Source organism: Bradyrhizobium sp. Kon58, from assembly GCF_055807455.1.
Map to the genome: position 1 here is coordinate 50,517 of NZ_JBVVOT010000004.1, position 24,634 is coordinate 75,150.

The 24,634-nt window shown below is 65.3% G+C and carries 24 protein-coding genes; 15 read left to right on the forward strand and 9 right to left on the reverse strand.

The features are described from left to right. Positions 1–15: 15 nt before the first annotated feature. Together rdgB and rph are read right to left on the reverse strand one after the other, a co-directional pair. The gene (rdgB, locus tag AC0L20_RS08985; RefSeq protein WP_473288236.1) at positions 16–651 is read right to left on the reverse strand and encodes an RdgB/HAM1 family non-canonical purine NTP pyrophosphatase; all 636 of its coding nucleotides are present in this window, start codon (positions 649–651) and stop codon (positions 16–18) included. 11 nt (positions 652–662) lie between these two features. Beyond that, positions 663–1,376, reverse strand: coding sequence for a ribonuclease PH (rph, locus tag AC0L20_RS08990; protein WP_027514789.1), 714 nt, complete (start codon positions 1,374–1,376; stop codon positions 663–665). 180 nt (positions 1,377–1,556) lie between these two features. Here rph and hrcA point away from each other — a divergent pair, with 180 nt between their 5' ends. Together hrcA and grpE are read left to right on the forward strand one after the other, a co-directional pair. Next, entirely contained in the window at positions 1,557–2,645 is a 1,089-nt protein-coding gene (gene hrcA / locus AC0L20_RS08995) for a heat-inducible transcriptional repressor HrcA (protein WP_007598483.1), read from the forward strand. A 96-nt stretch (positions 2,646–2,741) separates the two neighbouring features. Beyond that, positions 2,742–3,356, forward strand: coding sequence for a nucleotide exchange factor GrpE (gene grpE, locus AC0L20_RS09000; protein ID WP_007598484.1), 615 nt, complete (start codon positions 2,742–2,744; stop codon positions 3,354–3,356). A gap of 140 nt (positions 3,357–3,496) precedes the next feature. On the opposite strand, the gene pncA is transcribed toward grpE, so the two are convergent. Continuing rightward, positions 3,497–4,219: a bifunctional nicotinamidase/pyrazinamidase gene (gene pncA, locus AC0L20_RS09005; RefSeq protein WP_473288513.1), complete on the reverse strand. Its 723-nt coding sequence runs from the start codon at positions 4,217–4,219 to the stop codon at positions 3,497–3,499. 125 nt (positions 4,220–4,344) lie between these two features. Then, positions 4,345–5,286 carry a hypothetical protein gene (locus AC0L20_RS09010; RefSeq protein ID WP_473288237.1) on the reverse strand — a complete coding sequence of 314 codons (942 nt, stop codon included), beginning with the start codon at positions 5,284–5,286 and terminating at the stop codon, positions 4,345–4,347. A gap of 396 nt (positions 5,287–5,682) precedes the next feature. Between AC0L20_RS09010 and dnaK the strand changes: the two genes are divergently transcribed. The 8 genes from dnaK to AC0L20_RS09050 all read left to right on the forward strand — a co-directional run bounded on the left by dnaK (position 5,683) and on the right by AC0L20_RS09050 (position 13,149). Then, a complete protein-coding gene (dnaK, locus tag AC0L20_RS09015; RefSeq protein ID WP_027566215.1) occupies positions 5,683–7,584 on the forward strand; it encodes a molecular chaperone DnaK in 1,902 nt (633 codons plus the stop codon). A 275-nt stretch (positions 7,585–7,859) separates the two neighbouring features. Beyond that, positions 7,860–8,993 (forward strand): molecular chaperone DnaJ, encoded by a 1,134-nt coding sequence (gene dnaJ / locus AC0L20_RS09020; RefSeq protein WP_473288238.1) that lies wholly within the window; start codon positions 7,860–7,862, stop codon positions 8,991–8,993. 88 nt (positions 8,994–9,081) lie between these two features. After that, positions 9,082–9,681 (forward strand): class I SAM-dependent methyltransferase, encoded by a 600-nt coding sequence (locus AC0L20_RS09025; RefSeq protein WP_007598495.1) that lies wholly within the window; start codon positions 9,082–9,084, stop codon positions 9,679–9,681. A 57-nt stretch (positions 9,682–9,738) separates the two neighbouring features. After that, a complete protein-coding gene (locus AC0L20_RS09030) occupies positions 9,739–10,317 on the forward strand; it encodes an NADPH-dependent FMN reductase (RefSeq protein WP_007604013.1) in 579 nt (192 codons plus the stop codon). Between the two features lie 6 nt (positions 10,318–10,323). Then, the gene (pyrF, locus tag AC0L20_RS09035; protein WP_473288239.1) at positions 10,324–11,034 is read left to right on the forward strand and encodes an orotidine-5'-phosphate decarboxylase; all 711 of its coding nucleotides are present in this window, start codon (positions 10,324–10,326) and stop codon (positions 11,032–11,034) included. 23 nt (positions 11,035–11,057) lie between these two features. Beyond that, positions 11,058–11,369 carry a DUF1330 domain-containing protein gene (locus AC0L20_RS09040; protein WP_027566211.1) on the forward strand — a complete coding sequence of 104 codons (312 nt, stop codon included), beginning with the start codon at positions 11,058–11,060 and terminating at the stop codon, positions 11,367–11,369. Between the two features lie 260 nt (positions 11,370–11,629). Next, on the forward strand, positions 11,630–12,445 hold the full coding sequence (dapB, locus tag AC0L20_RS09045) for a 4-hydroxy-tetrahydrodipicolinate reductase (RefSeq protein ID WP_473288240.1): 816 nt from the start codon (positions 11,630–11,632) through the stop codon (positions 12,443–12,445). Positions 12,446–12,525: 80 nt separating this feature from the next. Next, entirely contained in the window at positions 12,526–13,149 is a 624-nt protein-coding gene (locus AC0L20_RS09050; RefSeq protein WP_007598504.1) for a 2,3-bisphosphoglycerate-dependent phosphoglycerate mutase, read from the forward strand. A 113-nt stretch (positions 13,150–13,262) separates the two neighbouring features. Here AC0L20_RS09050 and AC0L20_RS09055 read toward each other — a convergent pair whose 3' ends face one another. Together AC0L20_RS09055 and AC0L20_RS09060 are read right to left on the reverse strand one after the other, a co-directional pair. Further along, positions 13,263–14,159, reverse strand: a complete 897-nt coding sequence (locus AC0L20_RS09055; RefSeq protein ID WP_027514780.1) for a methylated-DNA--[protein]-cysteine S-methyltransferase — start codon at positions 14,157–14,159, stop codon at positions 13,263–13,265. A 56-nt stretch (positions 14,160–14,215) separates the two neighbouring features. Next, positions 14,216–14,749 (reverse strand): DUF2244 domain-containing protein, encoded by a 534-nt coding sequence (locus AC0L20_RS09060; protein ID WP_473288241.1) that lies wholly within the window; start codon positions 14,747–14,749, stop codon positions 14,216–14,218. A 22-nt stretch (positions 14,750–14,771) separates the two neighbouring features. On the opposite strand from AC0L20_RS09060, the gene nth reads away from it, so the two are divergent. From nth to AC0L20_RS09075, 3 genes are read left to right on the forward strand one after another with little or no spacing between them, the layout of a single operon-like run. Continuing rightward, a complete protein-coding gene (gene nth / locus AC0L20_RS09065) occupies positions 14,772–15,524 on the forward strand; it encodes an endonuclease III (RefSeq protein ID WP_473288242.1) in 753 nt (250 codons plus the stop codon). Between the two features lie 34 nt (positions 15,525–15,558). Further along, positions 15,559–16,695, forward strand: a complete 1,137-nt coding sequence (locus AC0L20_RS09070) for an HlyD family secretion protein (RefSeq protein WP_473288243.1) — start codon at positions 15,559–15,561, stop codon at positions 16,693–16,695. Next, positions 16,682–18,310 carry an MFS transporter gene (locus tag AC0L20_RS09075; protein WP_473288244.1) on the forward strand — a complete coding sequence of 543 codons (1,629 nt, stop codon included), beginning with the start codon at positions 16,682–16,684 and terminating at the stop codon, positions 18,308–18,310. The genes AC0L20_RS09070 and AC0L20_RS09075 overlap by 14 nt, the downstream gene beginning before the upstream one ends. 6 nt (positions 18,311–18,316) lie before the next feature. Here AC0L20_RS09075 and AC0L20_RS09080 read toward each other — a convergent pair whose 3' ends face one another. Continuing rightward, positions 18,317–19,057 (reverse strand): sulfate transporter family protein, encoded by a 741-nt coding sequence (locus AC0L20_RS09080; RefSeq protein WP_473288245.1) that lies wholly within the window; start codon positions 19,055–19,057, stop codon positions 18,317–18,319. Between the two features lie 192 nt (positions 19,058–19,249). Between AC0L20_RS09080 and AC0L20_RS09085 the strand changes: the two genes are divergently transcribed. Beyond that, entirely contained in the window at positions 19,250–20,443 is a 1,194-nt protein-coding gene (locus tag AC0L20_RS09085) for a CoA transferase (RefSeq protein ID WP_473288246.1), read from the forward strand. After that, positions 20,440–21,384, forward strand: a complete 945-nt coding sequence (locus AC0L20_RS09090; RefSeq protein ID WP_473288247.1) for a beta/alpha barrel domain-containing protein — start codon at positions 20,440–20,442, stop codon at positions 21,382–21,384. The genes AC0L20_RS09085 and AC0L20_RS09090 overlap by 4 nt, the downstream gene beginning before the upstream one ends. 154 nt (positions 21,385–21,538) lie before the next feature. On the opposite strand, the gene nikR is transcribed toward AC0L20_RS09090, so the two are convergent. Beyond that, entirely contained in the window at positions 21,539–21,985 is a 447-nt protein-coding gene (nikR, locus tag AC0L20_RS09095; protein WP_473288248.1) for a nickel-responsive transcriptional regulator NikR, read from the reverse strand. A gap of 186 nt (positions 21,986–22,171) precedes the next feature. After that, positions 22,172–24,601: a heavy metal translocating P-type ATPase gene (locus AC0L20_RS09100; RefSeq protein WP_473288249.1), complete on the reverse strand. Its 2,430-nt coding sequence runs from the start codon at positions 24,599–24,601 to the stop codon at positions 22,172–22,174. Positions 24,602–24,634 lie beyond the last annotated feature (33 nt).

The window sequence follows — 24,634 nt, forward strand, 5'->3', positions numbered from 1 at the left end:
TCGCTCGAAAACGCTCTAGCGCGGCTCAAGGCAGATCTCCGCCAGTTTCACGAAGGCGCGGGCACGGTGCGACAGGCCGAGACCGAGCGGCGGCAGGCCGTGCTTCTCGAGGCTCTCCATCTCGCCGAAGGTGCGGCTGTGGCCGTCGGGCAAAAACATCGGGTCGTAGCCGAAGCCGGCGGTGCCGCGCGGCGGCCACACCAGCGTGCCGTCGACGCGCGCCTCGACCTGTTCGAGATGATCGTCGGGCCATGCAACGCAGAGCGCGGAAACGAAATGCGCCTTGCGCTTGGCAGGCGTCGTTGCGCCGCGCTCCTGCAACAGCCGTTCGATCTGCGCCATTGCCGCGGCAAAATCCTTGTTCGGGCCGGCCCAGCGCGCCGAGTAGATGCCGGGCGCGCCGTCGAGCGCGTCGACCACGATGCCGGAATCATCGGCGAAAGACGGCAGCTTTGTCGCCTGCGCTGCCGCGATCGCCTTGATCGCGGCGTTGCTGCGGAAATCGTTTCCGGTCTCGTCCGGCTCGGGAAGGCCGAGCTCGCCGGCCGAGACCGCATCGATGCCGTAAGGCGCGAGCAGCTCCTTCATCTCGGCGAGCTTGCCGGGATTATGGGTCGCGATGACCAGCTTTCCGGTGATTCGGCGATGCATCGGCCTATTGACTACGCTACCGCCAGTTTCTGCAAGTCCACCAGACGCGCCACGCCCTTGCGCGCCAGCGCCATCAGCGCGAGGAACTCGGCTTCGGTGAACGGCTCGCGTTCCGCGGTGCCCTGGACTTCGATGATGCGGCCATCGCCCGTCATGACGAAATTGGCGTCGGTATCGGCTTCGGAGTCCTCGGCATAGTCGAGGTCGAGCACGGGCGTGCCCTTGTAGATGCCGCAGGAGATCGCGGCGACGTTGTCGCGCAACACATTGGCTTTGACCATGTTGCGCGCCTTCATCCAGGTGATGCAATCGGCGAGGGCGACCCAGGCACCGGTGATCGAGGCCGTGCGGGTGCCGCCGTCGGCCTGGAGCACGTCGCAATCGACCGTGATCTGGCGCTCGCCGAGCGCTTCGAGATTGATGATGGTGCGAAGCGAGCGGCCGATCAGGCGCTGGATTTCGACGGTGCGGCCGCTCTGCTTTCCGGCGGAGGCCTCGCGGCGGGTGCGTTCCGACGTCGCGCGCGGCAGCATGCCGTATTCGGCGGTGACCCAGCCGCGGCCCTGGCCTTTGAGCCACGGCGGCAGGCGGTCTTCCAGCGTGGCGGTGACCAGCACGTGGGTGTCGCCGAATTTCACCAGGCACGAGCCTTCCGCATATTTGACCACGCCGCGCTCCAGCGTCACGGGGCGCAATTCGTCGGGCGCACGGCGGCTTGGCCGCATGGGAAATCCTCCAAAACTCTCGGAAAAGGGCTGTTGGCGGTGCTTGTAGGGGGGGTGAGGGTGGGCGGCAAGGGGGAAGATCGAGCCTTATTCACCCCCGATTTTCAATCCGCGAACGCCGCGCTTGTCAGAAGCCCCGGGGATAGACAAATTAGCTGTATCTGAGAGGAGTTACGGTCTGTGGCCCATCACGATCCGATCCATCTGATCGCGCCGCGCGCGGGCCTCGCCCAGCTCAACGAGCGTTCCCGCGACATCTTTCGTCAAATCGTCGAAAGCTACCTCGCGACCGGGGAGCCGGTGGGCTCGCGCAATATTTCGCGCCTGATCGCCATGCCGCTGTCGCCCGCTTCAGTCCGCAACGTCATGGCCGACCTGGAACAGCTCGGCCTGATCTACGCCCCGCACACCTCCGCCGGCCGGCTGCCGACGGAACTCGGCCTGCGCTTCTTCGTCGATGCCCTGATGCAGGTCGGCGACCTCAATGACAGTGAACGGCAGGCGATCCAGAGCCAGTTGACCTCCGTGGGCCACGCGCAATCGGTCGAGGCTGCGCTCGAGGAGGCATTGACGCGGCTTTCCGGCCTGACCCGTGCGGCCGCCGTCGTGCTGACGCCGAAATCCAATGCGCGGCTGAAACATATCGAATTCGTCCGCCTGGAACCGGAAAAGGCGTTGGTGATCCTGGTCGGCGAGGACGGGCAGGTCGAAAACCGCGTCTTGACGCTGCCGCCGGGAGTTCCATCCTCGGCGTTGACCGAAGCCGGCAACTTCCTCAATGCGCGGATCCGGGGCCGGACCCTGGCCGAGGCGCGGCTGGAGCTCGAGACCGCGCTCGGAGAGGCGCGCACCGAGCTCGATCAGTTGACGCATAAGGTGATCTCGGCCGGGATTGCCAGCTGGTCCGGCGGTGAGAACGAGGACCGGCAGCTCATCGTCCGCGGCCACGCCAATCTGCTCGAGGATTTGCATGCGCTAGAGGATCTCGAGCGCGTTCGCCTGCTGTTCGACGATCTCGAGACCAAGCGCGGCGTGATCGACCTGCTCGGCCGGGCCGAGACCGCGGAAGGCGTGCGGATCTTCATCGGCAGTGAGAACAAGCTGTTCTCGCTGTCGGGCTCGTCCACCATCATCTCGCCCTATCGGGATGCCGCCGGCCATATCGTCGGCGTTTTGGGCGTGATCGGGCCGACGCGGCTGAATTATGCCCGCGTGATCCCGACCGTGGACTACGCTGCCCGCATCGTCAGCCGGCTCCTGGGGGGCTGACCGGCGTCTCCCCCGATCACGGGCGCTTGATTTTCGGCGCCCGAAGCACGATATGCGGGCCAGAAACCCCCTGAGATGAATGCGAAAAGAGAGCCGATGACCGATCGAGACCGGCAACCCGAAGACACGAGTGCTGCGGCCGGCGAGCCCGTGGTGTCAAAACCCTACATCATGCCCGACGATCCCGAGCCCGGCTCGGTCGAGCTCCTGCAGAAGGAAGTCGCCGAGGCGCGCGACCGCATGCTGCGGACGCTGGCCGAGATGGAGAATCTGCGCAAGCGCACCGCCAAGGAGGTCGCTGACTCCAAGCTCTACGGCGTCACGGGCTTTGCCCGCGACGTGCTCGACATCGCCGACAACCTCCAGCGCGCGCTCGATGCCGTTCCGGCCGAAGCCCGTGCGGCGGCCGATGCCGGCCTCGCCTCGCTGATCGAGGGCGTCGAGCTGACCGAGCGCTCGCTGCTCAGCGCGCTGGAAAAACACGGCGTGAAGAAGTTCGACCCCCTGGGCCAGAAGTTCGACCCGAACTTCCAGCAGGCGATGTTCGAGGTGCCTGATGCATCGGTGCCCGCGGGCACCGTCGTGCAGGTCATGCAGGCCGGCTACACCATCGGCGAGCGGGTGCTGCGTCCTGCCTTGGTCGGTGTTGCCAAGGGCGGCGCCAAGGCCGCGCCCGCCAACAGCAACGAGCCGAACGGCGCGGCGAACTGATCGATCCTCATGGTGAGGAGGCGCGTCAGCGCCGTCTCGAACCATGCAGGCCGAACTGCTGCAGCGGGGCCTTCATCCTTCGAGACGCGCGCGAAAATGCGCGCTCCTCAGGATGAGGGATTGGCTGTTCTCGACGTTGCCTACGCGCTCGCCGCGATATCCGCAGACTGAATCCGCTTCACGCCGGCCTTGGCCATATCGGCCCAGGCTTTTGCGAGCGAACCCTGATTGTCGATGCCGCGGCAGGCGTCTTCCACCACATAGACCTCGAAGCCTGCCTTGCGCGCGTCGAGAGCGGTCCAGGCCACGCAGAAATCCGTCGCCAGCCCGACTACGAAGATGCGCTTGATCTTGCGCCCCTTCAGATAGCCGGCAAGGCCGGTCGAGGTCTTGCCGTCGGCTTCGAGAAAGGCCGAATAGCTGTCGACGTCCTTGTGAAAACCCTTGCGGATGATGAGCTCGGCGTGCGGGATCGCAAGGTCTTTCGACAGCGCGGCGCCATCGGTGCCCTGCACGCAATGGTCGGGCCACAGCACCTGGTTGCCGTAGGGAAGATCGACGGTCTCGAACGGCTTCTTGCCGGCGTGGACCGACGCGAAGGAAACATGGCCTTGCGTGTGCCAGTCTTGCGTCATCACCACGTTCGAAAACGCTTTCGAGATCTTGTTGATGACGGGCACCACCTGCTCGCCTTCCTTCACGGCAAGGCTGCCGCCGGGCAGGAAGCAATTCTGCACGTCGATCACGAGCAGCGCGGATGCATCGTCCGGCTTGATCGATGTGGCCGCCAGAATCGCAGTTGGCGCGAGCGCCACGAGCGCGCTCGTCCCGAGCGCCGCCAAGACTTGTCGCCGATCCAGCATCATTCGCCTCCCTCCAGGATGAACTCAACGGAAGGGGAGCCTAGTTCCGTTCGTATACGAACAGAAGCCCGAAAATGCAGCCGGCTTTGGCGAGTGGTTGGGCTGCTGACCGGATGAGTGTCGGACTAGCCTTTCGGCTGGATGCCGTCGCGGACCGCGCGGAAGCGGGTGAAGGCGGCCGGCCATTGCTCGCGCGGGGCGCTGGCGATGATGCGCAGCGAGGCGCCGCCGCTGCTGAAGCGGATCCATTGCACCACGGTCACCGGCGTCTTGTCCTTGCCGCTGACGCCGTCGATCCGGGTCTCGAAACCCTGCTGGCCGCTGATGCGGATCGGCTCGGACATGGTGACGCGCGACTCGCGCACGCCGGGAATCTGGAGCGCCGCCTCCTGGGCGAAGCGGGCGCGGTCGTCGGCGGCTTGCGGGGTGGCGCCAATCACGCCGAGGATGATGAACGGCTTCGATTCATAGCCGGAGCTCTCGTCGCCGTCGGCCAGGATGATGCTCGAGCCCGGCGCCAGCGTGCGAACGTCCTTGAAGTCGGCGAGATCGGTGATCTTGAACGGCATCAGCGCGATCTGCTCTTCGGCCGAGACCTGCTTGCGGGTGACGACGCTCGCAAACATCTGCCGCACCGCCTCGTCGGTGTAGATCTTGACCGCATTCTCCGGAATCTGCACCGCGACATAGCCGGAGAAGCCGGCGCCCGGCACGATCATCGAATAGCGCCGCACGGGGGTCTCGCCGGCCTTGCCGCTCTCGATCGTGAAATAGGCAAGACCCGCGGGCGTCTCGATCTTGTCCTGCTTGACGCCGTTGGCTCCGGCCGGATTGGAGTTGAAGGCGCTCACGACCTCGCCATAGGCCGCCGGCGGCAGTTCTGTGATCAGCACCTTGACGTTGCCGTCCTCGCTCTCGAAGCCGGGAAAGGTCTTGGCCGTGTTGAGACCGACCAATGGCACCATGCCGAGGCGCAAGCCGGGTGGGAAGACGGCGTCGGCAGCCAGAGCCGGAAGCGCAGAGGCAACGAGGAGGGCGAGCGCAGCAAGGGGGCGGATCAGCTTCATGGGCACTCTGATTGGTTCACATTGAGGCCGTTCGATGGTGGCCAGCCGGCCCCTTTTGTCGCGCGAGGCAGTCCGATGACGAGCCCGGCCGGCTGCCCGCCTTTTAGCGGGTTTGGACTTGCCGCAACAGGGCGGGGCGGAATGCGGTAGCCGATGCCGGCTGATCGCGGCACCTGTTAATAATTCCTCACCTGCAAGGGCGGTGCAGCCCGGATATGTTCTTCCAAAACCCAATGTTTTCACGGCCGAAACTTGCGTTCGGTCCTTGCGGGCACCTCCCCCCCTCCTATATGACCCCCAACCATCGCAATATCGCGAATGTTTGATCTTAGGGGGTTTCGGTTCGGGTGCCTTCTGGGCCCAGCCAGCCTGCCGCAAAAACAAGGATAGAGGACCATGGGAAAGGTCATCGGGATCGACCTCGGCACCACGAATTCGTGCGTCGCCGTAATGGATGGCAAGAACGCCAAAGTCATCGAGAATTCCGAAGGCATGCGCACGACGCCTTCGATCGTCGCCGTGACGGACGACGGTGAGCGCCTCGTCGGGCAGCCGGCCAAGCGCCAGGCCGTCACCAATCCCGAGCGCACGTTCTTCGCAGTGAAGCGCCTGATCGGCCGCCGCTACGACGACCCGATGGTCGAGAAGGACAAGAAGCTCGTTCCGTACAAGATCGTGAAGGCTTCCAACGGCGACGCCTGGGTCGAGGCCGACGGCCAGACCTACTCGCCCTCGCAGGTCTCGGCGTTCATCTTGCAGAAGATGAAGGAGACCGCGGAAGCCCATCTCGGCCAGAAGGTCGACCAGGCCGTCATCACCGTGCCCGCCTACTTCAACGACGCCCAGCGCCAGGCGACCAAGGACGCCGGCAAGATCGCGGGCCTTGAAGTGCTGCGCATCATCAACGAGCCGACCGCGGCGGCGCTCGCCTATGGCCTCGACAAGACCAAGACCGGCACGATCGCCGTGTACGATCTCGGCGGCGGCACGTTCGATATCTCGATTCTCGAAATCGGCGACGGCGTGTTCGAGGTGAAGTCGACCAACGGCGACACCTTCCTCGGCGGCGAAGACTTCGACATGCGCCTGGTCGGCTATCTGGCCGACGAATTCCAGAAGGAGCAGGGCATCAACCTGCGCAACGACAAGCTCGCGTTGCAGCGCCTGAAGGAAGCTGCTGAAAAGGCCAAGATCGAGCTGTCGTCGACGACGCAGACCGAAATCAACCTGCCCTTCATCACCGCGGACCAGACCGGCCCGAAGCATCTGACGATGAAGCTCACCCGCGCCAAGTTCGAGGCGCTGGTCGATGACCTCGTCCAAAAGACCGTCGAGCCCTGCCGCAAGGCGCTGAAGGATGCCGGCCTCACCGCCGCCGAGATCGGCGAAGTGGTGCTGGTCGGCGGCATGTCGCGCATGCCGAAGGTCCAGGAAGTCGTGAAGCAGCTGTTCGGCAAGGAGCCGCACAAGGGCGTCAACCCGGACGAAGTCGTGGCGATCGGCGCCGCGATCCAGGCCGGCGTGCTTCAGGGCGACGTCAAGGACGTGCTGCTGCTCGACGTGACCCCGCTGTCGCTGGGCATCGAAACGCTGGGCGGCGTGTTCACCCGCATCATCGACCGCAACACCACGATCCCGACCAAGAAGAGCCAGGTGTTCTCGACCGCCGAGGACAGCCAGAACGCGGTCACCATCCGCGTCTTCCAGGGCGAGCGTGAAATGGCGGCCGACAACAAGATGCTCGGTCAGTTCGACCTGATGGGCATTCCGCCGGCTCCGCGCGGCATGCCGCAGATCGAGGTGACCTTCGACATCGACGCCAACGGCATCGTCAACGTCTCGGCCAAGGACAAGGCCACGTCCAAGGAGCAGCAGATCCGCATCCAGGCCTCCGGCGGTCTGTCGGAAGCCGACATCGAGAAGATGGTCAAGGACGCCGAGGCCAATGCCGAGGCGGACAAGAAGCGCCGCGAGGCCGTGACTGCCAAGAACGACGCGGATGGACTGGTGCATTCGACCGAGAAGGCACTGGCCGAGCACGGTTCGAAGGTCGCAGAGACCGAGCGCCGCGCGATCGAGGATGCCGTCAGCGACCTCAAGGAAGCGCTGAAGGGCGACGATGCCGAAGCCATCAAGGCCAAGACCCAAACGCTGGCCCAGGCGTCGATGAAGCTCGGCGAGGCCATGTACAAGCAGCAGGCCGAGGCCGACGCCAAGAAGGATGCGGCCAAGGACGACGTCGTCGACGCGGAGTTCACCGAAGTCGACGACGACAAGAACAACAAGAAGTCCGCCTGAACCCCGCGAGGGTGATGATGCGGATGGCTTGGACCCCACACGCGCCAACGGCCTCCTCCCTCGCGGGGGAGGCCATCGTGTCGGGCTTGACGGGGCAAGAGTCTTTGAAAATCGGCTCTGTGAAAATCGGCCTCGTTACGATCGATCAATTCCCAGCCGTTATTCTGAATGCTGCCGTGCAATCCTCTGCCGCGAGGCGGAAGGCTGCCTATATCGTTGCATGGCGACGTTGCTTCGCTCCGACTTGAATCGCGATCGGATAGACCGAGCTCATCATGTCCACGTCCACCAAGCGCTGCTATTACGAAACCCTCGAAGTCGAACGCGATGCCGACGATTCCGTCCTGAAATCGTCGTTCCGCAAGCTGGCGATGAAGTTTCACCCCGACCGCAATCCCGGGGACGACACCAGCGAAGTCAAATTTAAGGAAATCAACGAGGCCTACGAGGTCCTGAAAGACAAGGACAAGCGCGCCGCCTATGACCGTTACGGCCATGCCGCGTTCGAGCAGGGCGGCGGTGGCGGCCCCGGTTTCGGCGCGGGCTTCGCCTCTTCCTTTTCCGACATTTTCGAAGATTTGTTCGGCATGGCCGGACAGCGCGGCGGCCGTGGCGGCCGCGAGCGCGGCGCCGACCTGCGCTACAACATGGAAATCACGCTCGAGGAAGCTTTTGGCGGCAAGACCGCGCAGATCGAGATCCCGGTCTCGGTCACCTGCGAAGCCTGCTCGGGCATCGGGGCCAAGGCCGGCACCAAGCCGAAGACCTGCTCGACCTGCGGCGGCGCCGGACGCGTACGGCAGTCGCAGGGCTTCTTCACCCTGGAGCGCACCTGCCCGGGCTGCCAGGGGCGCGGCCAGATGATCGAGGACGCCTGCCCGTCCTGCTCGGGTCAGGGGCGTGTCACCCGCGAGCGGAATCTGTCGGTCAACATTCCCCCTGGAGTCGAGGACGGCACCAGGATCAGGCTCGCCGGCGAGGGCGAGGCCGGGGTCCGCGGCGGCCCGCCTGGCGACCTCTACATCTTCCTGTCGCTGGCCCAGCACCAGTTCTTCCAGCGCGACGGCGCCGATCTGCATTGTCGTGTGCCGATCTCGATGGTGACGGCGGCGCTTGGCGGCGAGTTCGAGGTGCCGACCATCGAGAAGGGCAAGACCAAGGTGAAGGTCCCCGCGGGGACCCAGTCCAGCCGCCGATTCCGCATCGCATCAAAAGGCATGCCGGTGCTGCGCTCGCGCCAGATGGGCGACATGTATGTTCAGGTCGTGGTCGAGACCCCGCAAAATCTCACCAAGAAGCAGCAGGAATTGCTGGCCGAGTTCGAAAAACTCTCCTCCGGCAACACCCAGCCGGAATCCGAGGGTTTCTTCACCAAGGTCAAGGATTTCTTCGGTAATCGGGCAAGTTGACGCGTCTTGACCGTGCCGCCTTCGGCCTATACGTCTTTATGACCATTTTCTGACACGCCGCGGTCACGCGGTCCCGGCCGGTCCCGACATGCCATTGCCATCGTCCGCGCGTGCGTTGAAGAAGCCCCGTCTCGATGACGAGGTGCGTTTTCTCCGGTCATGGATTGAAAAGCCCCTCCACATGGGCGCGGTGATGCCGTCGGGCAAGCTGCTCGCCCGGACCATGGCCCATTACGTCGACGTCAATTCGGACGCACCGGTGGTCGAGCTCGGGCCCGGCACCGGCGCCATCACCTCGGCCCTGGTCGAGCGCGGCGTCGACCAGAAACGTCTCGTCCTCGTCGAATACAATCCAGGCTTCTGCGCCCTGCTGCGCGATCGCTACCCGCAGGCCAAGGTGGTGCAGGGCGATGCCTATCGCCTGCGCGACACGCTCTGGAACGTGCTGAGCGCGCCGGCCTCCGCGGTCGTCTCCGGCCTGCCGCTGGTCACAAAACCGATGCTGACGCGGCTGCGGCTCATCCGCGACGCCTTCACGGCCCTGGCGCCCGGTGCGCCCTTCGTCCAGTTCACCTATGCGGTGGTGCCGCCGATTCCGAAATCGCTGCCCGGCGTGTCCACAGAGGCCTCGGAACGGATCTGGATGAACCTTCCGCCGGCCCGCGTCTGGGTGTATCGCAAGGACTAATTCCGCCGGCATTCCTGTTTGCGTGGCGGGCTCGTTTCGCCGAACGCATGGAAGCGGATGTCCGCACCGAAAATCCTGATCATTCCCGGCTCACTGCGCACCGGCTCGCACAATGCGAAGCTGGCAGCGGTCGCCGCCTATGCATTCGACCAGGCCGGCGTCGACGTCACCCGCATCTCGCTCGCCGATTTTCCGCTGCCGATCTATGACGGCGACCTGCAGGCCAAATCCGGTGTGCCCAAGCACGCGATCAATCTCAAGCGCATGATCGGCGCGCATCATGGCGTGCTGATCGTCTCGCCCGAATACAATGCCTCGGTGCCGCCGCTGCTGAAGAACGCGATCGACTGGGTCAGTCGCGTGCACGAGCTGCACGAGCCGCGCGGCGAGGTGTTCCGCAACCGCGTCTTCGCGCTTGCCGGCGCCTCGCAGAGCCGGCTTGGCGCGGCTCGCGCGCTGCAGGCGCTTCGGCTGATCCTGACCTCCTGCCACGCCAATGTGATTGCCAGCCAGCTCACGCTCGCCTTTGCCGACCAGGCCTATGACGATATGGACAGGCTGAAGCACGAGGGCGATATCGCCGCGTTGAAGGAACTGGTGCGGCAGTTGATCGACATTTCCCAACGCATGATGTGAGGTGACATGACGCCAGCCGAGATCGCCCCGAAAGACCGCCTGATCGTCGCACTCGATCTGCCCGGCGTTGATGCCGCGGAAGCGATGGTCAACCGGCTCGGCGACAGCGTCACCTTCTACAAGATCGGCTATCGGCTGGCTTATGCCGGCGGCTTGCCGCTGGTCGGCAAGCTCGCCGACAAGGGCAAGAAGGTCTTTCTCGATCTCAAGCTGCACGACATCGGCAACACCGTGGCGCAGGGTGTCGACAGCATCACCAGGCTCGGCGCGACCTTCCTCACGGTGCACGCTTATCCGCAGACCATGAAGGGTGCCGTCGAAGGTCGCGGTAGCTCGAACCTGAAGATCCTCGCCGTCACTGTTCTGACGTCCTACAACGAGGACGATCTGCACGCGGCAGGCTTCCGGCTCGGCGTCTCCGAGCTCGTCGAAGCGCGCGCGCAGCAGGCGCAGGTGCTCGGCATCGACGGGCTGGTATCGTCGCCCGAGGAAGTCGGAGCCTTGCGCAAGATCGTCGGCCACCAGATGAGCCTCGTCACCCCCGGCATCCGGCCGGCGGGCGCGGCGAGCGGCGACCAGAAGCGCATCATGACGCCGGGCCGCGCGATTGCGGCCGGCGCGGACTTTCTCGTCGTCGGGCGGCCGGTGGTGGAAGCCGCTGACCCCAAGGCAATCGCTGAGGCCATTCAGGCGGAGATCGCGCAAGCGCTTGGCTAACCAACAACACAGGGAGAAGAACAATGGCAAAAGGCTACTGGATCGGACGCGTCGATGTGAGCAGTGACGAGGGCTACAAGCCCTATGCCGTCGCCAATGGTCCGATCTTCAAGAAATGGGGTGGCCGCTTCGTCGTCCGCGCCGGCAAGTTCACCACCGTCGAAGGTGCCAGCCGCACCCGCAACGTCGTGATCGAATTCCCGGACTACGAGACCGCGATCGCTTGCTACAACTCGCCGGAGTACCAGGCCAACATCAAGGTGCGCCAGCCGCACTCCGTTGCCGACCTCATCATCATCGAGGGCTATGACGGCCCGCAGCCGTCAGACGGCTGAGGCTGGGTCTGCGCGCACGCCTCGTCCTTCGAGACGACCGCTCCGCGGTCTCCTCAGGACGAGGCTAAGCAGGATCGGCGCCCGTCGAATTTGTTGCCACGGATTCCGACCTCATCCTGAGGGCCCGCCGTAGGCGGGCGTCTCGAAGGATGGCCGCAAGCGACCGGCGCTCCAGGGGAAGGTGGAAGCCCGCCTGCCCGATCCCCCTCGGTTGCCGGAACTGCCTCCCCCCGCTACAACGACCATGAGAGGATCGCACCATGTCCGACATGCGCTTGATTGTTGCTGGAGCCGGCGGCCGGATGGGCCGGGCGCTGACGCGGGCGATTGCCGAGAGCAAAGGCGCGGTGCTGGCCGGCGCGCTGGAGGCGCCGGGCTCGGAGCTGCTCGGCAAGGACGCCGGCGTGCTCGCGGGCCTGCCGGCCAACGGCATCAAACTCTCCGGCGATCTCTGGGCGTTGTCAAAGGATGCCGACGGCATTCTGGATTTCACCGTGCCCGCGGCGACGCTGGCCAATGTCGCGATCGCCGCCGAACGCGGCCTCGTTCACGTGGTCGGCACGACCGGGCTGTCGGGCTCCGACAACGCCGTGATCAAGAGCGTCACCAACCGCGCCGTCGTGGTGCAGTCCGGCAATATGAGCCTGGGTGTCAATCTGCTCGCCGCCGTGGTCAAGCGCGTCGCCAAGGCGCTCGACGAGAGCTTCGACATCGAGATCGTCGAAACCCATCACCGCATGAAGATCGACGCGCCCTCGGGCACGGCGCTGATGCTGGGCCAGGCGGCCGCTAGCGGCCGCGGCATCGCGCTCGACGAGCATGCAGAGCGCGGTCGCGATGGCATCACCGGCGCGCGCAAGCCCGGCGACATCGGCTTTGCGTCGCTGCGCGGCGGCACCGCGGCCGGCGATCACAGCGTGAGCTTCCTCGGCCCGTTCGAGCGGCTGACACTGTCGCATCACGCGGAGGATCGCATGCTGTTCGCCCACGGCGCGCTGAAGGCCGCGCTCTGGGCGCATGGCAAGAAGCCGGGGCACTACTCCATGGCCGACGTGCTCGGCCTGTCTGACATCTGAACGAAGCATGATCCGGAAAAGTGTGAAGCGGTTTTCCGACAAGATCATGCTTAGACAACGAACGAAACGGAAAGCAGTCAATGAGCGAACGTCTTCTCGTGCTGGTGCGGCACGGTCAGAGCGAATGGAATCTCAAGAACCTGTTCACGGGCTGGAAGGATCCTGACCTCACCGAGCTCGGCGTGAAGGAAGCCTCGGAAGCCGGCCGCAAGCTGAAGGCGCAAGGCCTCGTGTTCGACGTTGCCTACACCTCGGTGTTGACGCGCGCACAGCACACGCTCGACCTCATTCTCGGCGAGCTCGACCAGAAGGGCCTGCCGACGACGAAGAACCTCGCGCTGAACGAGCGCGACTATGGCGATCTCTCCGGCCTCAACAAGGACGACGCCCGCAAGAAATGGGGCGAGGACCAGGTGTTGATCTGGCGCCGCTCCTACGACGTGCCGCCGCCCGGCGGCGAAAGCCTGAAGGATACGCTGGCGCGCGCACTGCCGTATTACGTGCAGGAGATCCTGCCCGGCGTGCTCAACGGCAAGCGCACATTGGTCGCCGCCCATGGCAACTCGCTGCGCGCGCTGATCATGGTGCTGGAAAAGCTCTCGCCCGAAGGCATTTTGAAGCGCGAGCTCGCGACGGGTGTGCCGATCATCTACCGCCTCAATGCGGATTCGACGGTGGCCTCGAAGCTGGATCTGGCGGGCTGAACGATCGCGCAATTCGTAGGGTGGGTTAGCGGAGCGTAACCCACCACTTTAATTTCCGCGGGGACGGAAGAGGTGGGTTACGCCTTCGGCTAACCCACCCTACGGCAGCTCGCCTACTGCATCCCCAGCTGCCCGGCCTCCCAGCCCAGCATCGCCTGCTTGCGGGTGATGCCCCAGTGGTAGCCGGTGAGCGTGCCGCTCTTGCCGAGCGCGCGGTGGCAGGGCACGACAAAGGACACCGGGTTCTTGCCGACGGCGGCGCCGACGGCGCGTGATGCTTTCGGGCTGTTGATGTTGCAGGCGATGTCCGAATAGGACACTGCGCGACCCATCGGGATCTTCAGCAACGTCTCCCACACCCGCACCTCGAAATCGGTGCCGATCATCACCACGCGCAGCGGCTGGTCCGGCCGCCACAGTTTCGTGTCGAAGATGCGCTGCGCCAAGGGTGCGGTACCTTCGTGATCCTCGACGTAAGTTGCGTTCCGCCATCGCCGCGTCATGTCGGCGAGCGCCACCTGTTCCTCACCGGGATCGGCGAAAGCGAGTCCCGACAATCCGCGATCGGTCGCGATCACAATCGCGGTGCCGAACGGCGAGTGATGGAAGCCATAGCGCAAGATGAGCCCCGCGCCGCCGTTCTTCCATTCGCCCGGTGACATCGCTTCATGGGTGACGAACAGATCATGCAGCCGGCCCGGACCCGAAAGCCCGGAGTCGAGCGCCGCATCGAGGATGCTCGCGGAGTCCCGCAGCAAGCCCTTGGCGTGATCGAGCGTGAGCGCCTGCATGAAGGCCTTCGGCGTGATCGAGGCCCAGCGGCGGAACAAATGGTGCAGCTCGTCCGGCGTGACGCCGGCCGCATCCGCCATCGCCTCGATGGTCGGCTGTGCGCGCCAGTTTTCGGAGATGAAGGCGATCGCCCGGCGCACGGAATCATAGTCGCGCAACGCGGCGTTCTGGGAGCCCGGTCCGGCCAGGCGCTGGTCATGTATCGCGAGTGTCATCATGATTGGAAATGTAGGAGAGGGCGGGGTGCGAAACCACCCGATTTCCGATCCGCAAATCAGGTGACCGGATTGTAGGTCGGGCCGCGCCTGGCGGCATTCAATGCCTCAACCAAACCTTTGTAAAAACTTGCCTTTTCGTCCGGCCCCAGGAAGCGGGCGATCTGGATCTGGTGACCTCGCGAGATCAGATAGAGGTGCTCGATGCCAAAATCCTCGTCGATTTCCATGTCGAGACGGACCCAGAGCGGGTTGAAGGTCCACTCGACCACCTGGCCGTGCTGGCTGATGCGCCGCACGCGTAATTCAGATGGCGTGACCACGATCTCCTCGCTGGCCCGCGCCGCGCGGAAATTGGCTTTGAAGGCCCACCAGATCACCAGCACGTCCAGCCCGAAGAAGCCGAACACCGGCCACGCCCCCATCATCAGGAAGACGAGGCCGGTGACGAAGCTGACAGCGCTTAGGAACAGCATCACGGCGAGAAAGCCGGTGCGGTTCAGCGAGCGGTGCGGCGTCAGGCGCGCGGAAAAGATCTGAGGCTCGGCCTCGCTTCCGGATCGTTCGCGCTCAATTTCGTTGCCTGTGCTCATCGTCCCTCAGTATATCCCGATCATGGCGAAAATCACCCGCAAGCCGGTCCCGCGTAAAACGTCCGTGCCGAAGAAAAAGGCAAAGCCGGTCGCGGCAAAACCAAAGGCGCCCGCGAAGAAATCCCTCAAGGCCATGAAACCCTGGACGCCGCCCGAGGTCCACGAGGCCTTCAGCCGTTTCCGCAAGGCCAATCCGGAGCCGAAAGGCGAGCTCGAGCACGTCAATCCGTTCACGCTGCTGGTCGCCGTGGTGCTGTCGGCGCAGGCGACCGATGCTGGGGTCAACAAGGCGACGCGCGCGCTGTTTGCGATCGCCGACACGCCGCAGAAGATGCTCGACCTCGGCGAGGAACGCCTGCGCGAGTACATCAAGACCATCGGCCTCTACCGCACCAAGGCGAAAAACGTGATCGCGCTGTCGGCGAAGCTGCTCAGCGAGTTCGGCGGCGAGGTGCCGCGCACGCGCGCGGGGCTCGAGTCGTTGCCCGGCGCCGGTCGCAAGACCGCCAATGTCGTGCTCAACATGGCCTTCGGCGAGCACACCATGGCGGTCGACACGCATGTCTTCCGCGTCGGCAACCGGACCGGACTCGCGCCCGGCAAGACGCCGCTGGAGGTCGAGCTCGGTCTCGAAAAGGTGATCCCGGCCGAGTTCATGCTGCATGCCCATCATTGGCTGATCCTGCATGGCCGCTATACTTGCCTCGCGCGCAAGCCGCGCTGCGAGGTGTGCCTGATCAACGATCTCTGCCGGTGGCCGGAAAAGACGGTCTGAGACGAGCGTTCGGAAAAGTGATTCGGAGTCTATCGTGAGTCAGCAGGAACAAATCTCGCCGTCACCACCTCCTGCCACGCCGGCGCCGCCACCGAAGCCAACGCAGCGACCGGCGAGTTCGCTGTGGAGCCGGCTCGCGATTCCGCTGTTCGCGGTGATCGTCGCGCTCGGCTTCGTCGCGCTGGCAACGCAGCGCTTCGACGAATGGGTCGGCAATTCGGCGGTCCAGACCACCAACGACGCCTATGTGCGCGCCGAGCTGACGCGGCTGGCCAGTCGCGTCTCCGGCGAAGTGCTGACCGTGGGGGTCACCGATTTCCAGCGTGTCAAGGCTGGCGATCTCCTGATCCAGATCGATCCTGCCGACTATCAGGCGCAAGTCGCGCAGTCCGAAGCGGCGGTCGCCGCCGCGCAGGCCGTGCTCGACAATTTGGCCAATCAGATCGAGCTGCAATATGCGACGATCGCGCAGGCGCAAGCGGCGCGGCTCTCGGCCGAAGCCGTGGAGGTCGAGGCGCGGCAGGAGCAGGAGCGTCAGCAGTCGCTGTCGCAGACCGAATCCGGCACGCGGCAGCGGTTCGAGCAGGCGGTCGCAGGCTATGCCAAGGCGCAGGCCGACGTGCGCGCAAGCCGCGCCGTGATCGCGGCCCAGCAGCACCAGCTCGAGGTCCTGCAAGGCACCAGGAAGCAGCGCGCCGCCGATCTCGAAGCGACCAAGGCGACGCTGGCGAGTGCGAAGCTCAAGCTCGGCTACACCAAGATCACGGCACCGTTCGACGGCGTCGTCGGCGAGCGGCAGGTCCAGCCCGGCGACTACGTCAACATCGGCACCAACCTCATCAACGTCGTGCCGTTGCCGAAGGTCTACGTGATCGCGAACTACAAGGAGACCCAGCTTACGCACGTCGCACCGGGTCAGTCGGTCGAGATCACCGTCGACAGTTTCCCGCGCGAGAAGCTGCGCGGCCGGGTCGAGCGCATTGCGCCCGCGACCGGCGCGCAGGTCGCGCTGTTGCCGCCGGACAACGCAACCGGCAACTTCACCAAGGTCGTGCAGCGCATTCCCGTGCGCATCCAGTTCGACGACAACCAGCCACTGCTGGCGCGGCTGGTGCCGGGCATGTCGGTCGTCACCAGCATCGACACCAAGGCCGGCAATGGCGGAAAATGACGATTCCAGTCGCGGGCCGCTCTCGCGCGGCGGCGTCGCCCCGCAGCCGCTGTTTGCGGTGGCAGCGGTGCTGCTCGGCTCGTTCCTCGCCAATTTCGACAGCCGCCTGACCACGATAGGCCTGCCGGACCTGCGCGGCGCGTTCTCGCTCTCGTTCGACGAGGGCGCCTGGCTGTCCACGGCAGGCATCGGCTCGCAGATCTTCATCGCACCCGCGGTGGCCTGGCTTGCCACCGTATTCGGCCTGCGCCGCGTGCTGGGTATCCCCAGCCTCGTCTATGCCGCGGTCTCGCTAATCATCCCCTTCGTGCACGACTATTCGACATTGCTCGCGCTCAGCGTCGTACATGGCCTCTTGCTGGGCACCTTCGTGCCGGCGACGCTGATGATCGTGTTCCGCAATTTGCCGATCCGCTGGTGGCTCCCGGCGATCTCGATCTATTCGATCCGCGTCGGCTTCGCGCTTGATACCTCGAGCTCGCTGGTCGGCTTCTATGTCGACCATCTCGGCTGGCAATGGCTGTACTGGCAGAGCGTCGTGATCGCGCCGCTGATGGGCCTGATGGTTTATTGGGGCACGCCGAACGAGCCGGTGAATCGCGCTTTGCTGCGCGAGGCAGATTGGGGCGGCATGCTGCTGCTCGGCGCCGGCGTCTCGATGATCTATGCCGGGCTCGACCAGGGCAACCGGCTGGACTGGCTGGGGTCGGGGACGGTGATGGCGTTGATCACCGCGGGCGCGGTGCTGGTCGCCGGCTTCCTCGTCAACGAGGCCCTGGTGCGGCAGCCCTGGGCGCATGTGAACGTCTTGTTCTCGCGCAATATCGGCCTGGGCCTGGTCCTGATCCTGCTCTACACGCTGACCAGCCTGTCCAATGCGTCGCTGGTGCCGAACTTCCTCGCCACCATCGCCCTGCTCAGGCCGGAGCAGAGTGGCCTCTTGCTGCTCACCTATGGCGCGTTGCCGATGCTCGTGCTGGTGCCGCTTTCGATCTGGCTGCTGCGGCATTTTGATACGCGGACGGTGGTGGTCGTGGGATTTGCCTGCTTCGCCGCCGCCAATCTCTGGGGCACGCAGCTCAGCCATGATTGGGCGCGCGAGGATTTCGCCGGCATCGTGCTGCTCCAGGCCATCGGGCAGTCGCTGACCTTGCTACCGCTGATCATCACGCTGCTGTCCAATTCCGATCCGAGCCGCGCCACCTCATTTGCCGCCTATATCCAGATCATGCGGCTCGGTGGCGCAGAGATCGGCGTGGCGTTGATGGGGACGTGGCTGCGCGTCCGCGAGCAGATCCATTCCTTCTATCTCGGCCAGAATCTCGGCGTCGGTGATGTCGATGTGGTCCGCGTGCTGAAACAGTTCGCCGACCATTTTGCGGCCCATGGTGCGGGCTCGGCCCAGGCCCGCGCGGTCGGTACGCTCGCGGGCTTGGTTCAGCGCGAGGCCAATGTGCTCGCCTATATCGACGGCTTCTGGCTGTGCTTCTGGGTGGCGATGGCCGCGCTCGGCGTCGTCGCGCTGGTCACCCGTGCCCCGCCCGGCCCGTTCACGCCGGCGCCGTTCGGCTTCGCCAGGATGCTGTTGCGCAGATGCGGGCTGAAGGTGAGGTAGACACCGTCACCGCATCTGCCGCGCCGGCTCGATCAGCTCGGGTCGCGAGCCTGACAGCCGCTTGTGCATGTGGACCATGAAGGCCATGGCGAAGATCGGCGTCGCCAGATTGACGATCGGGATCGAGACGAAGGCTGCGATGAAGAGGCCCGCGGTGAAGATGGTCGCGGCATTGTCGCGCCGCATCGCCTTGGCTTCTTCCGGCGAGCGAAACCGCATCGCCGCGAGCTCGAAATATTCGCGGCCGAGCAGCCAGGCCGTGGCGAGGAAGAAGACCAGGAAACCGGCGCCGGCGAAAAGTACCAGCGGCAAGGCGATCAGGTAGACCAGGATCGTCAGCAGCGCGGTCTTGACGCCCTCGTAGATCGCCTGGCTGAACGGCAGCGCGACGCCGGGCCGGTCGGCCGGATAGTGCTCGCGCTCGACGATGTCGGCGACGTCGTCGACGAACAGGCTCGCCACCAGCGAGGTGATCGCGGGCATCAGGAACACAGCTCCGAACACGACGCCGAGGCCTGCGGCGATCGAAATGATCCAGGACAACACCTCGAGCGATGCGTGCCAGCCCGGACCGAGCAGGCCCTCCAGCCAGGCCTCGCCATAGGTCGCAAACCAGCTCAGCAGGCGCTGCAAGCCGACCGCCAGCACGATGATCAGCACCAGTGCGACGCCGATCGACCGCCACAGGATCGAGCGCATCGCCGGCGACATCATTTGCGACAGCGCCTTGACGGCGGCATCCAGCATGGGAGTTCCTCTCACGAAATCACTCGCGAGAGGTAGACACCCCGGGTCAGTTCGGCAAGGGAGATCGGCGGCGCCGCTCATGGCCGGATTGACCGCCCGCATCAACGAAGCCACGATGAATGCGGCAAGACCGTTGCTTCACCAACCCGCTTGACAACACGCGGAACCAGCCGGGCAAAGGAACAGGCGCATATGGCGATGGAAGAATCGGCGGCCGGATTGCCGCTTGCAGGCGTCCGCGTCGTCGAGATGACCCACATGGTCATGGGCCCGACCTGCGGCATGATCCTGGCGCAGCTCGGAGCCGACGTGATCAAGGTCGAGCCGCCCGCGGGCGACAAGACCCGAAGCCTGGGAGGCATGGGCACCGCCTTCTTCCCGTTGTTCAACCGCGGCAAGCGCAGCGTGGTGCTGGATTTCGAGAAGCCTGAGGATCGCGACACCATGCACCGGCTGCTGGCGACGGCCGACGTGTTCCTTGAGAATTTTCGCGACGGCCAGCTCGAGAAGCAGGGGCTTGGCGCCGACGAACTGCGCCGCCGGCATCCGGAGCTGATCATCGCCGGCCACAAGGGTTTTCTCTCAGGTCCCTACGAGCACCGCCCCGCTCTCGACGAGGTCGTGCAGATGATGGCGGGCCTTGCCGCCATGACCGGCACCAGCGAAAAGCCCCAGCGCGTCGGCTCGTCCGCCAACGACATCATGGGCGGCATGTTCGGCGTGATCGCGATCCTCGCGGCGCTCTATCAGAAGCGCGGGGGAAAACGCGACGGCGCCGACATCCGCATCGGCCTGTTCGAGAACTGCCTGTTCCTGGTCGCCCAGCACATGGTCGAATACGAGATGACCGGCAACAAGCCGCGCTCGATGCCGGAGCGCGAGCATGCCTGGCCGATCTACGACATCTTCGAGACCGCCGGCGGCGAGCGTATCTTCATCGGCGTCGTCACCGAAGGCCATTGGCAGAGCTTTTGCCGCGAGTTCGGGCTGACTGAATTCCTCGATGATCCCGCCTTGCGCACCACGACCGATCGTATCCTGGCGCGTGGCCGGATCATTCCGCGCGCCGCCGACATCATCAGGCAATGGGACGTGGCAAAACTGTCGCAGAGGCTCGATGCGCTCAACATCTGCTTCTCGCCGATCAACCGGCCCGAGGATCTCTTCACCGATCCGCATGTCCTGCGGCCGGGCGGGCTCGTCAACAATGTCACCGCCGACGGCAAGCCGTTCCGGGTGCCGGCGCTGCCGATCGAATGGAACGGTAGCCATATCGGCGAAGGTCTGAAGGTCGCGCCGCTCGGCGCCGACACGGCGGCCGTTCGCGCCGAGATCGACAACGAAAATGAGGACGTCACGTCAAAAACAACAGGGAGGCGCGAATGAGCCGAATTCAGGAGATTTACCCCGCAGAGCGCGTCAGCCTGCGCGAAGTTGGCCTGCGCGACGGGCTCCAGCTCGTGAAGAAAATTCCGTCGACCGACGCCAAGCAGCGCTGGGTGCGGGAGGAATATGCCGCCGGCGTGCGCCATTTCGAGGTCGGCTCGTTCCTGCCGGCAAAGACGTTTCCGCAATTCGTCGATGTTCGCGACGTCGTCACGACCGTCGCTTCATTGCCCGGCGCGCATGGCATCGCGCTTGCGCTCAACGAGCGCGGCGTGAACGAGGCGCTGGCGTCAGGCGTCGGCGAGATTGCCTCGGTGGTCTCGGCAACGGAAGAGCACAGCCAGGCCAATGCGCACCGCTCACGCGAGTCCGCGATCGCCAATCTGAAACGCCTGTGCGAGATGCGCGATGCCACCAGCCACAAGCCGCTCGTCAACGCAGCGATCTCGATGGCGCTGGGCTGCTCGATCACCGGGGCGGTTGACCCTGCGGAGGTGCTGCGGCTGGTCGACAAATGCCTGGAGGCTGGTGTCGATTTCGTCGGCATCGCCGACACCGTCGGCTATGCCGGGCCGAAGCAGGTGGCGGAGCTGACGCGCGCCGCGGTGAAGCTCGCAGGGTCAAAGCCGATCTGCATCCATCTCCACGACACCCGCGGTATGGGCATCGCGAACGCGGCCGCGGCGCTCGACGAAGGCGCGCGTATCCTTGACGGCTCGCTCGGCGGCCTTGGCGGCTGCCCCTTCGCGCCCGGTGCGACCGGCAATGTCGTGTTCGAGGATCTCGTCTTCCTGTGCGAGAGCAAGGGTTTTCCGACCGGCATCGATTTGGAGAAGCTGATCACGGTGCGCAGGATCCTGCGCGAGGAGATGCCGAATGAGCAGCTCTACGGCGGCCTCGCCCGGGCGGGGCTGCCGGGTGGGAGCGCGAAGGCGGCCTGAGCTCTTTCTTCACCTCGCCCCGCTTGCGGGGAGAGGTCGGATCGCGCAGCGATCCGGGTGAGGGGGAGTCTCCGCGCGTCCAACTGCTACCGCCCCCGCGGAGACTCCCCCTCACCCCGAACCCTCTCCCCGCAGGCGGGGAGAGGGAGAAGTATCACTCATGCCGGTGCCCGTGCTTCCGCGCTTTCGCCTGCTTGCTGTCCCCCGTCGGGATCATCACCACGCGTCCATAACGCACGCCGCGTTCGGCGATGATGTGGTCGGCGAAATGTCTGACCTCGGAGGCGTCGCCGCGCAGTGCCGTCATCTCCATGCAATTGTTGTCGTCGAGATGGACATGCAGCGTCGCCAGCGCGAGGTCGTGGTGACCATGGAATTCCTGCACCAGGCGTTTTGAGAGATCGCGGGCGGCGTGGTCGTAGACATAGACGAGACCGGCGACGCAGGGCCCTGCCTGTGCGGTGTCCTCGCTGCTCTGTTGCAAGCCGGCGCGCGCGAGATCGCGGATGATCTCGGAGCGGTTCTGGTAGCCGCGCGCGTCCGCCGCAGCGTCGATCTCCGACAGCAGATCGTCCTCGATCGTGATCGTAATTCTCTGCATCAAGTCCTCTCTGCAGGTACTGCTCTTTCTTACCTCGCCCCGCTTGCGGGGAGAGGTCGGAATTCGAGCGTAGCTTGAATTCCGGGTGAGGGGGAGCATCCGCGAGTCCAATTGCCACCGTCGCCATGGAGACTCCCCCTCACCCCAACCCTCTGCCCGCGAAGTGCGGGGCGAAGGAGTCCACTGTCACAGCCGCGTCGCCCGCAGCCGCAGCGCATTTCCAACGACGCTCACCGAAGAGAGCGCCATCGCGGCCGCGGCGATGATCGGCGACAGCAGCACGCCGAAGGTCGGATAGAGGATGCCGGCCGCGATCGGAATGCCGGCGGCGTTGTAGATGAAGGCAAAGAACAGGTTTTGCCGGATGTTGCTCATGGTCGCCTGCGACAGTTTTCGCGCCCGCACGATGCCGGTGAGATCGCCCTTCAGCAGCGTGACGCCGGCGCTCTCCATCGCCACGTCGGTGCCGGTGCCCATGGCGATGCCGACTTCGGCAGCGGCCAGCGCCGGCGCGTCGTTGACCCCGTCGCCAGCCATGGCGACGCTGCGGCCGGCCTTCTGCAGCTTTGTCACCACCGCGCTCTTCTGGTCCGGCAGCACCTCGGCCTCGACATCGGCGATGCCGAGCCTGCGCGCCACGGCCTCCGCCGTGGTGCGGTTGTCGCCGGTCAGCATGATGACCTTGATGCCCTCGGCCGCGAGTGCCTTCAGCGCCTCCGGGGTCGAAGCCTTGACCGGATCGGCGATCGCGAACAGGCCGGCAAGCCGGCCGTCGACCGCCATGTTGATCACGGTCGCGCCATCGCCGCGCAGCCGTTCGGCCTCGCCATCGACCGCTTTGGTGTCGATGCCGATCGACGTCAGATATTTGGCATTGCCGAGCACGATGGCTTTGCCGTCGACCTTGCCGGTGGCGCCCTTGCCGGTCGGCGAATCGAATTGTTCGACCTGGCCGAGCGCGAGCTGCTTCTCCTTCGCCGCGCGCATGATCGCGTCGGCCAGAGGATGCTCGCTGGCGCGCTCGACGCTGGCGGCCATGCGAAGGATGTCGTCTTCCGCAAAGCCGGCCGCCGGCACGATCGCGACCACCTTCGGCTTGCCCTCGGTCAGCGTGCCGGTCTTGTCGACCACCAGCGTGTCGATCTTCTCCATCCGCTCCAGCGCCTCGGCGCTCTTGATCAGCACGCCTGCTTGCGCGCCGCGGCCGACGCCGACCATGATCGACATCGGGGTCGCCAGGCCGAGCGCGCAGGGGCAGGCGATGATCAGCACGCTGACGGCGGCGACGAGGCCGAAGGCCAGCCGCGGCTCCGGCCCGAACCAGGCCCAGGCCGCGAAGGCAGCCACCGCGACCGCAATCACCATCGGCACGAACCAGCCCGCAACCTGGTCGGCGAGGCGCTGGATCGGCGCGCGCGAGCGCTGCGCGTCGGCGACCATCTGCACGATCTGCGACAGCAGCGTCTCACGCCCGACCTTGTCGGCGCGCATGATGAAGCTGCCGGACTGGTTGAGCGTGCCCGCGATCACCTTCGCGCCGGTCTCCTTGGTGACCGGCATGGATTCGCCTGTCACGAGCGACTCGTCGAGCGAGGAACGGCCCTCCAGAATGACGCCGTCGACCGGCACTTTTTCGCCCGGACGCACGCGTAAGCGGTCACCGGCATGAAGTGCGTCGATCTCGACCTCGTGCTCGCTACCGTCAGCGTCGACGCGGCGCGCGGTTTTCGGGGCGAGCTGCAGCAGCGCCTTGATCGCACCCGAGGTCGCGTCGCGGGCGCGCAGCTCCAGCACCTGACCGAGCAGCACCAGCACGGTGATGACCGCCGCGGCCTCAAAATAGACCGCGACCGCGCCTTCATGGCCGCGGAAGGTGGCCGGAAAAATCTGCGGCGCGATGGTGCCGATCAGGCTGTAGACATAGGCAACGCCCGTGCCCATCGCGATCAGCGTGAACATGTTGAGGTTGCGCGTCAGCAGCGACTGCCAGCCGCGAACGAAGAACGGCCAGCCGGCCCACAGCACCACGGGCGTGGTGAAGACGAGCTGGATCCAGTTCGACAGCGTCGCATCGATCCAGTTGTGCGGGCCCGCGAGATGGCCGCCCATCTCCAGCACCACGGCCGGCAAAGCCAGTGCGCCGCCGATCCAGAACCGCCGCGTCATGTCGGCGAGTTCCGGATTCGGGCCGGTCTCCAGGCTCGCCACTTCCGGCTCCAGCGCCATGCCGCAGATCGGACAGCTTCCGGGCCCGACTTGGCGGATCTGCGGATGCATCGGGCAGGTGTAGATCGTACCCGCCGGCATCTCGGGCTCGGGCGTCTTTTGCTTTGCGAGGTACTTTGCGGGGTCCTCGGCGAATTTGGTGCGGCAGCGGGCCGAGCAGAAATGGAAGGTCTCGCCGTGATGGTCGAAGCGGTGCTTGGACGTCGCGGGATCGACCGTCATGCCGCAGACGGGATCGCGGACTTTTGCCGCGGCGCCGTGTGCGTGATCGCCGTGCGCGCCGCAGCAGGACGCAGCCGCGGGCTTGTCGACCGGGGCAGCCTTACTGGAACAGCCGCATCCGGAATGTGTTTCCGGCTTGTGATGGTGTTCGTGTTCGGCGTCGTTCATTGCCACGCTCCGGCCTTGCAAGTTATACCCTGG

What these genes read in the sequence shown, in the direction of transcription:
- nikR (WP_473288248.1), bottom strand. Translation starts at nt 21,985, where the DNA reads ATGCAGAGAATTACGATCACGATCGAGGACGATCTGCTGTCGGAGATC.
- nth (WP_473288242.1), top strand. Translation starts at nt 14,772, where the DNA reads ATGGCGAAAATCACCCGCAAGCCGGTCCCGCGTAAAACGTCCGTGCCG.
- AC0L20_RS09030 (WP_007604013.1), top strand. Translation starts at nt 9,739, where the DNA reads ATGTCCGCACCGAAAATCCTGATCATTCCCGGCTCACTGCGCACCGGC.
- AC0L20_RS09090 (WP_473288247.1), top strand. Translation starts at nt 20,440, where the DNA reads ATGAGCCGAATTCAGGAGATTTACCCCGCAGAGCGCGTCAGCCTGCGC.
- grpE (WP_007598484.1), top strand. Translation starts at nt 2,742, where the DNA reads ATGACCGATCGAGACCGGCAACCCGAAGACACGAGTGCTGCGGCCGGC.
- AC0L20_RS09060 (WP_473288241.1), bottom strand. Translation starts at nt 14,749, where the DNA reads ATGAGCACAGGCAACGAAATTGAGCGCGAACGATCCGGAAGCGAGGCC.
- AC0L20_RS09010 (WP_473288237.1), bottom strand. Translation starts at nt 5,286, where the DNA reads ATGAAGCTGATCCGCCCCCTTGCTGCGCTCGCCCTCCTCGTTGCCTCT.
- rdgB (WP_473288236.1), bottom strand. Translation starts at nt 651, where the DNA reads ATGCATCGCCGAATCACCGGAAAGCTGGTCATCGCGACCCATAATCCC.
- AC0L20_RS09050 (WP_007598504.1), top strand. Translation starts at nt 12,526, where the DNA reads ATGAGCGAACGTCTTCTCGTGCTGGTGCGGCACGGTCAGAGCGAATGG.
- AC0L20_RS09055 (WP_027514780.1), bottom strand. Translation starts at nt 14,159, where the DNA reads ATGATGACACTCGCGATACATGACCAGCGCCTGGCCGGACCGGGCTCC.
- dnaK (WP_027566215.1), top strand. Translation starts at nt 5,683, where the DNA reads ATGGGAAAGGTCATCGGGATCGACCTCGGCACCACGAATTCGTGCGTC.
- AC0L20_RS09100 (WP_473288249.1), bottom strand. Translation starts at nt 24,601, where the DNA reads ATGAACGACGCCGAACACGAACACCATCACAAGCCGGAAACACATTCC.
- rph (WP_027514789.1), bottom strand. Translation starts at nt 1,376, where the DNA reads ATGCGGCCAAGCCGCCGTGCGCCCGACGAATTGCGCCCCGTGACGCTG.
- AC0L20_RS09025 (WP_007598495.1), top strand. Translation starts at nt 9,082, where the DNA reads ATGCCATTGCCATCGTCCGCGCGTGCGTTGAAGAAGCCCCGTCTCGAT.
- dnaJ (WP_473288238.1), top strand. Translation starts at nt 7,860, where the DNA reads ATGTCCACGTCCACCAAGCGCTGCTATTACGAAACCCTCGAAGTCGAA.
- AC0L20_RS09075 (WP_473288244.1), top strand. Translation starts at nt 16,682, where the DNA reads ATGGCGGAAAATGACGATTCCAGTCGCGGGCCGCTCTCGCGCGGCGGC.
- AC0L20_RS09080 (WP_473288245.1), bottom strand. Translation starts at nt 19,057, where the DNA reads ATGCTGGATGCCGCCGTCAAGGCGCTGTCGCAAATGATGTCGCCGGCG.
- AC0L20_RS09040 (WP_027566211.1), top strand. Translation starts at nt 11,058, where the DNA reads ATGGCAAAAGGCTACTGGATCGGACGCGTCGATGTGAGCAGTGACGAG.
- pncA (WP_473288513.1), bottom strand. Translation starts at nt 4,219, where the DNA reads ATGCTGGATCGGCGACAAGTCTTGGCGGCGCTCGGGACGAGCGCGCTC.
- AC0L20_RS09085 (WP_473288246.1), top strand. Translation starts at nt 19,250, where the DNA reads ATGGCGATGGAAGAATCGGCGGCCGGATTGCCGCTTGCAGGCGTCCGC.
- dapB (WP_473288240.1), top strand. Translation starts at nt 11,630, where the DNA reads ATGTCCGACATGCGCTTGATTGTTGCTGGAGCCGGCGGCCGGATGGGC.
- pyrF (WP_473288239.1), top strand. Translation starts at nt 10,324, where the DNA reads ATGACGCCAGCCGAGATCGCCCCGAAAGACCGCCTGATCGTCGCACTC.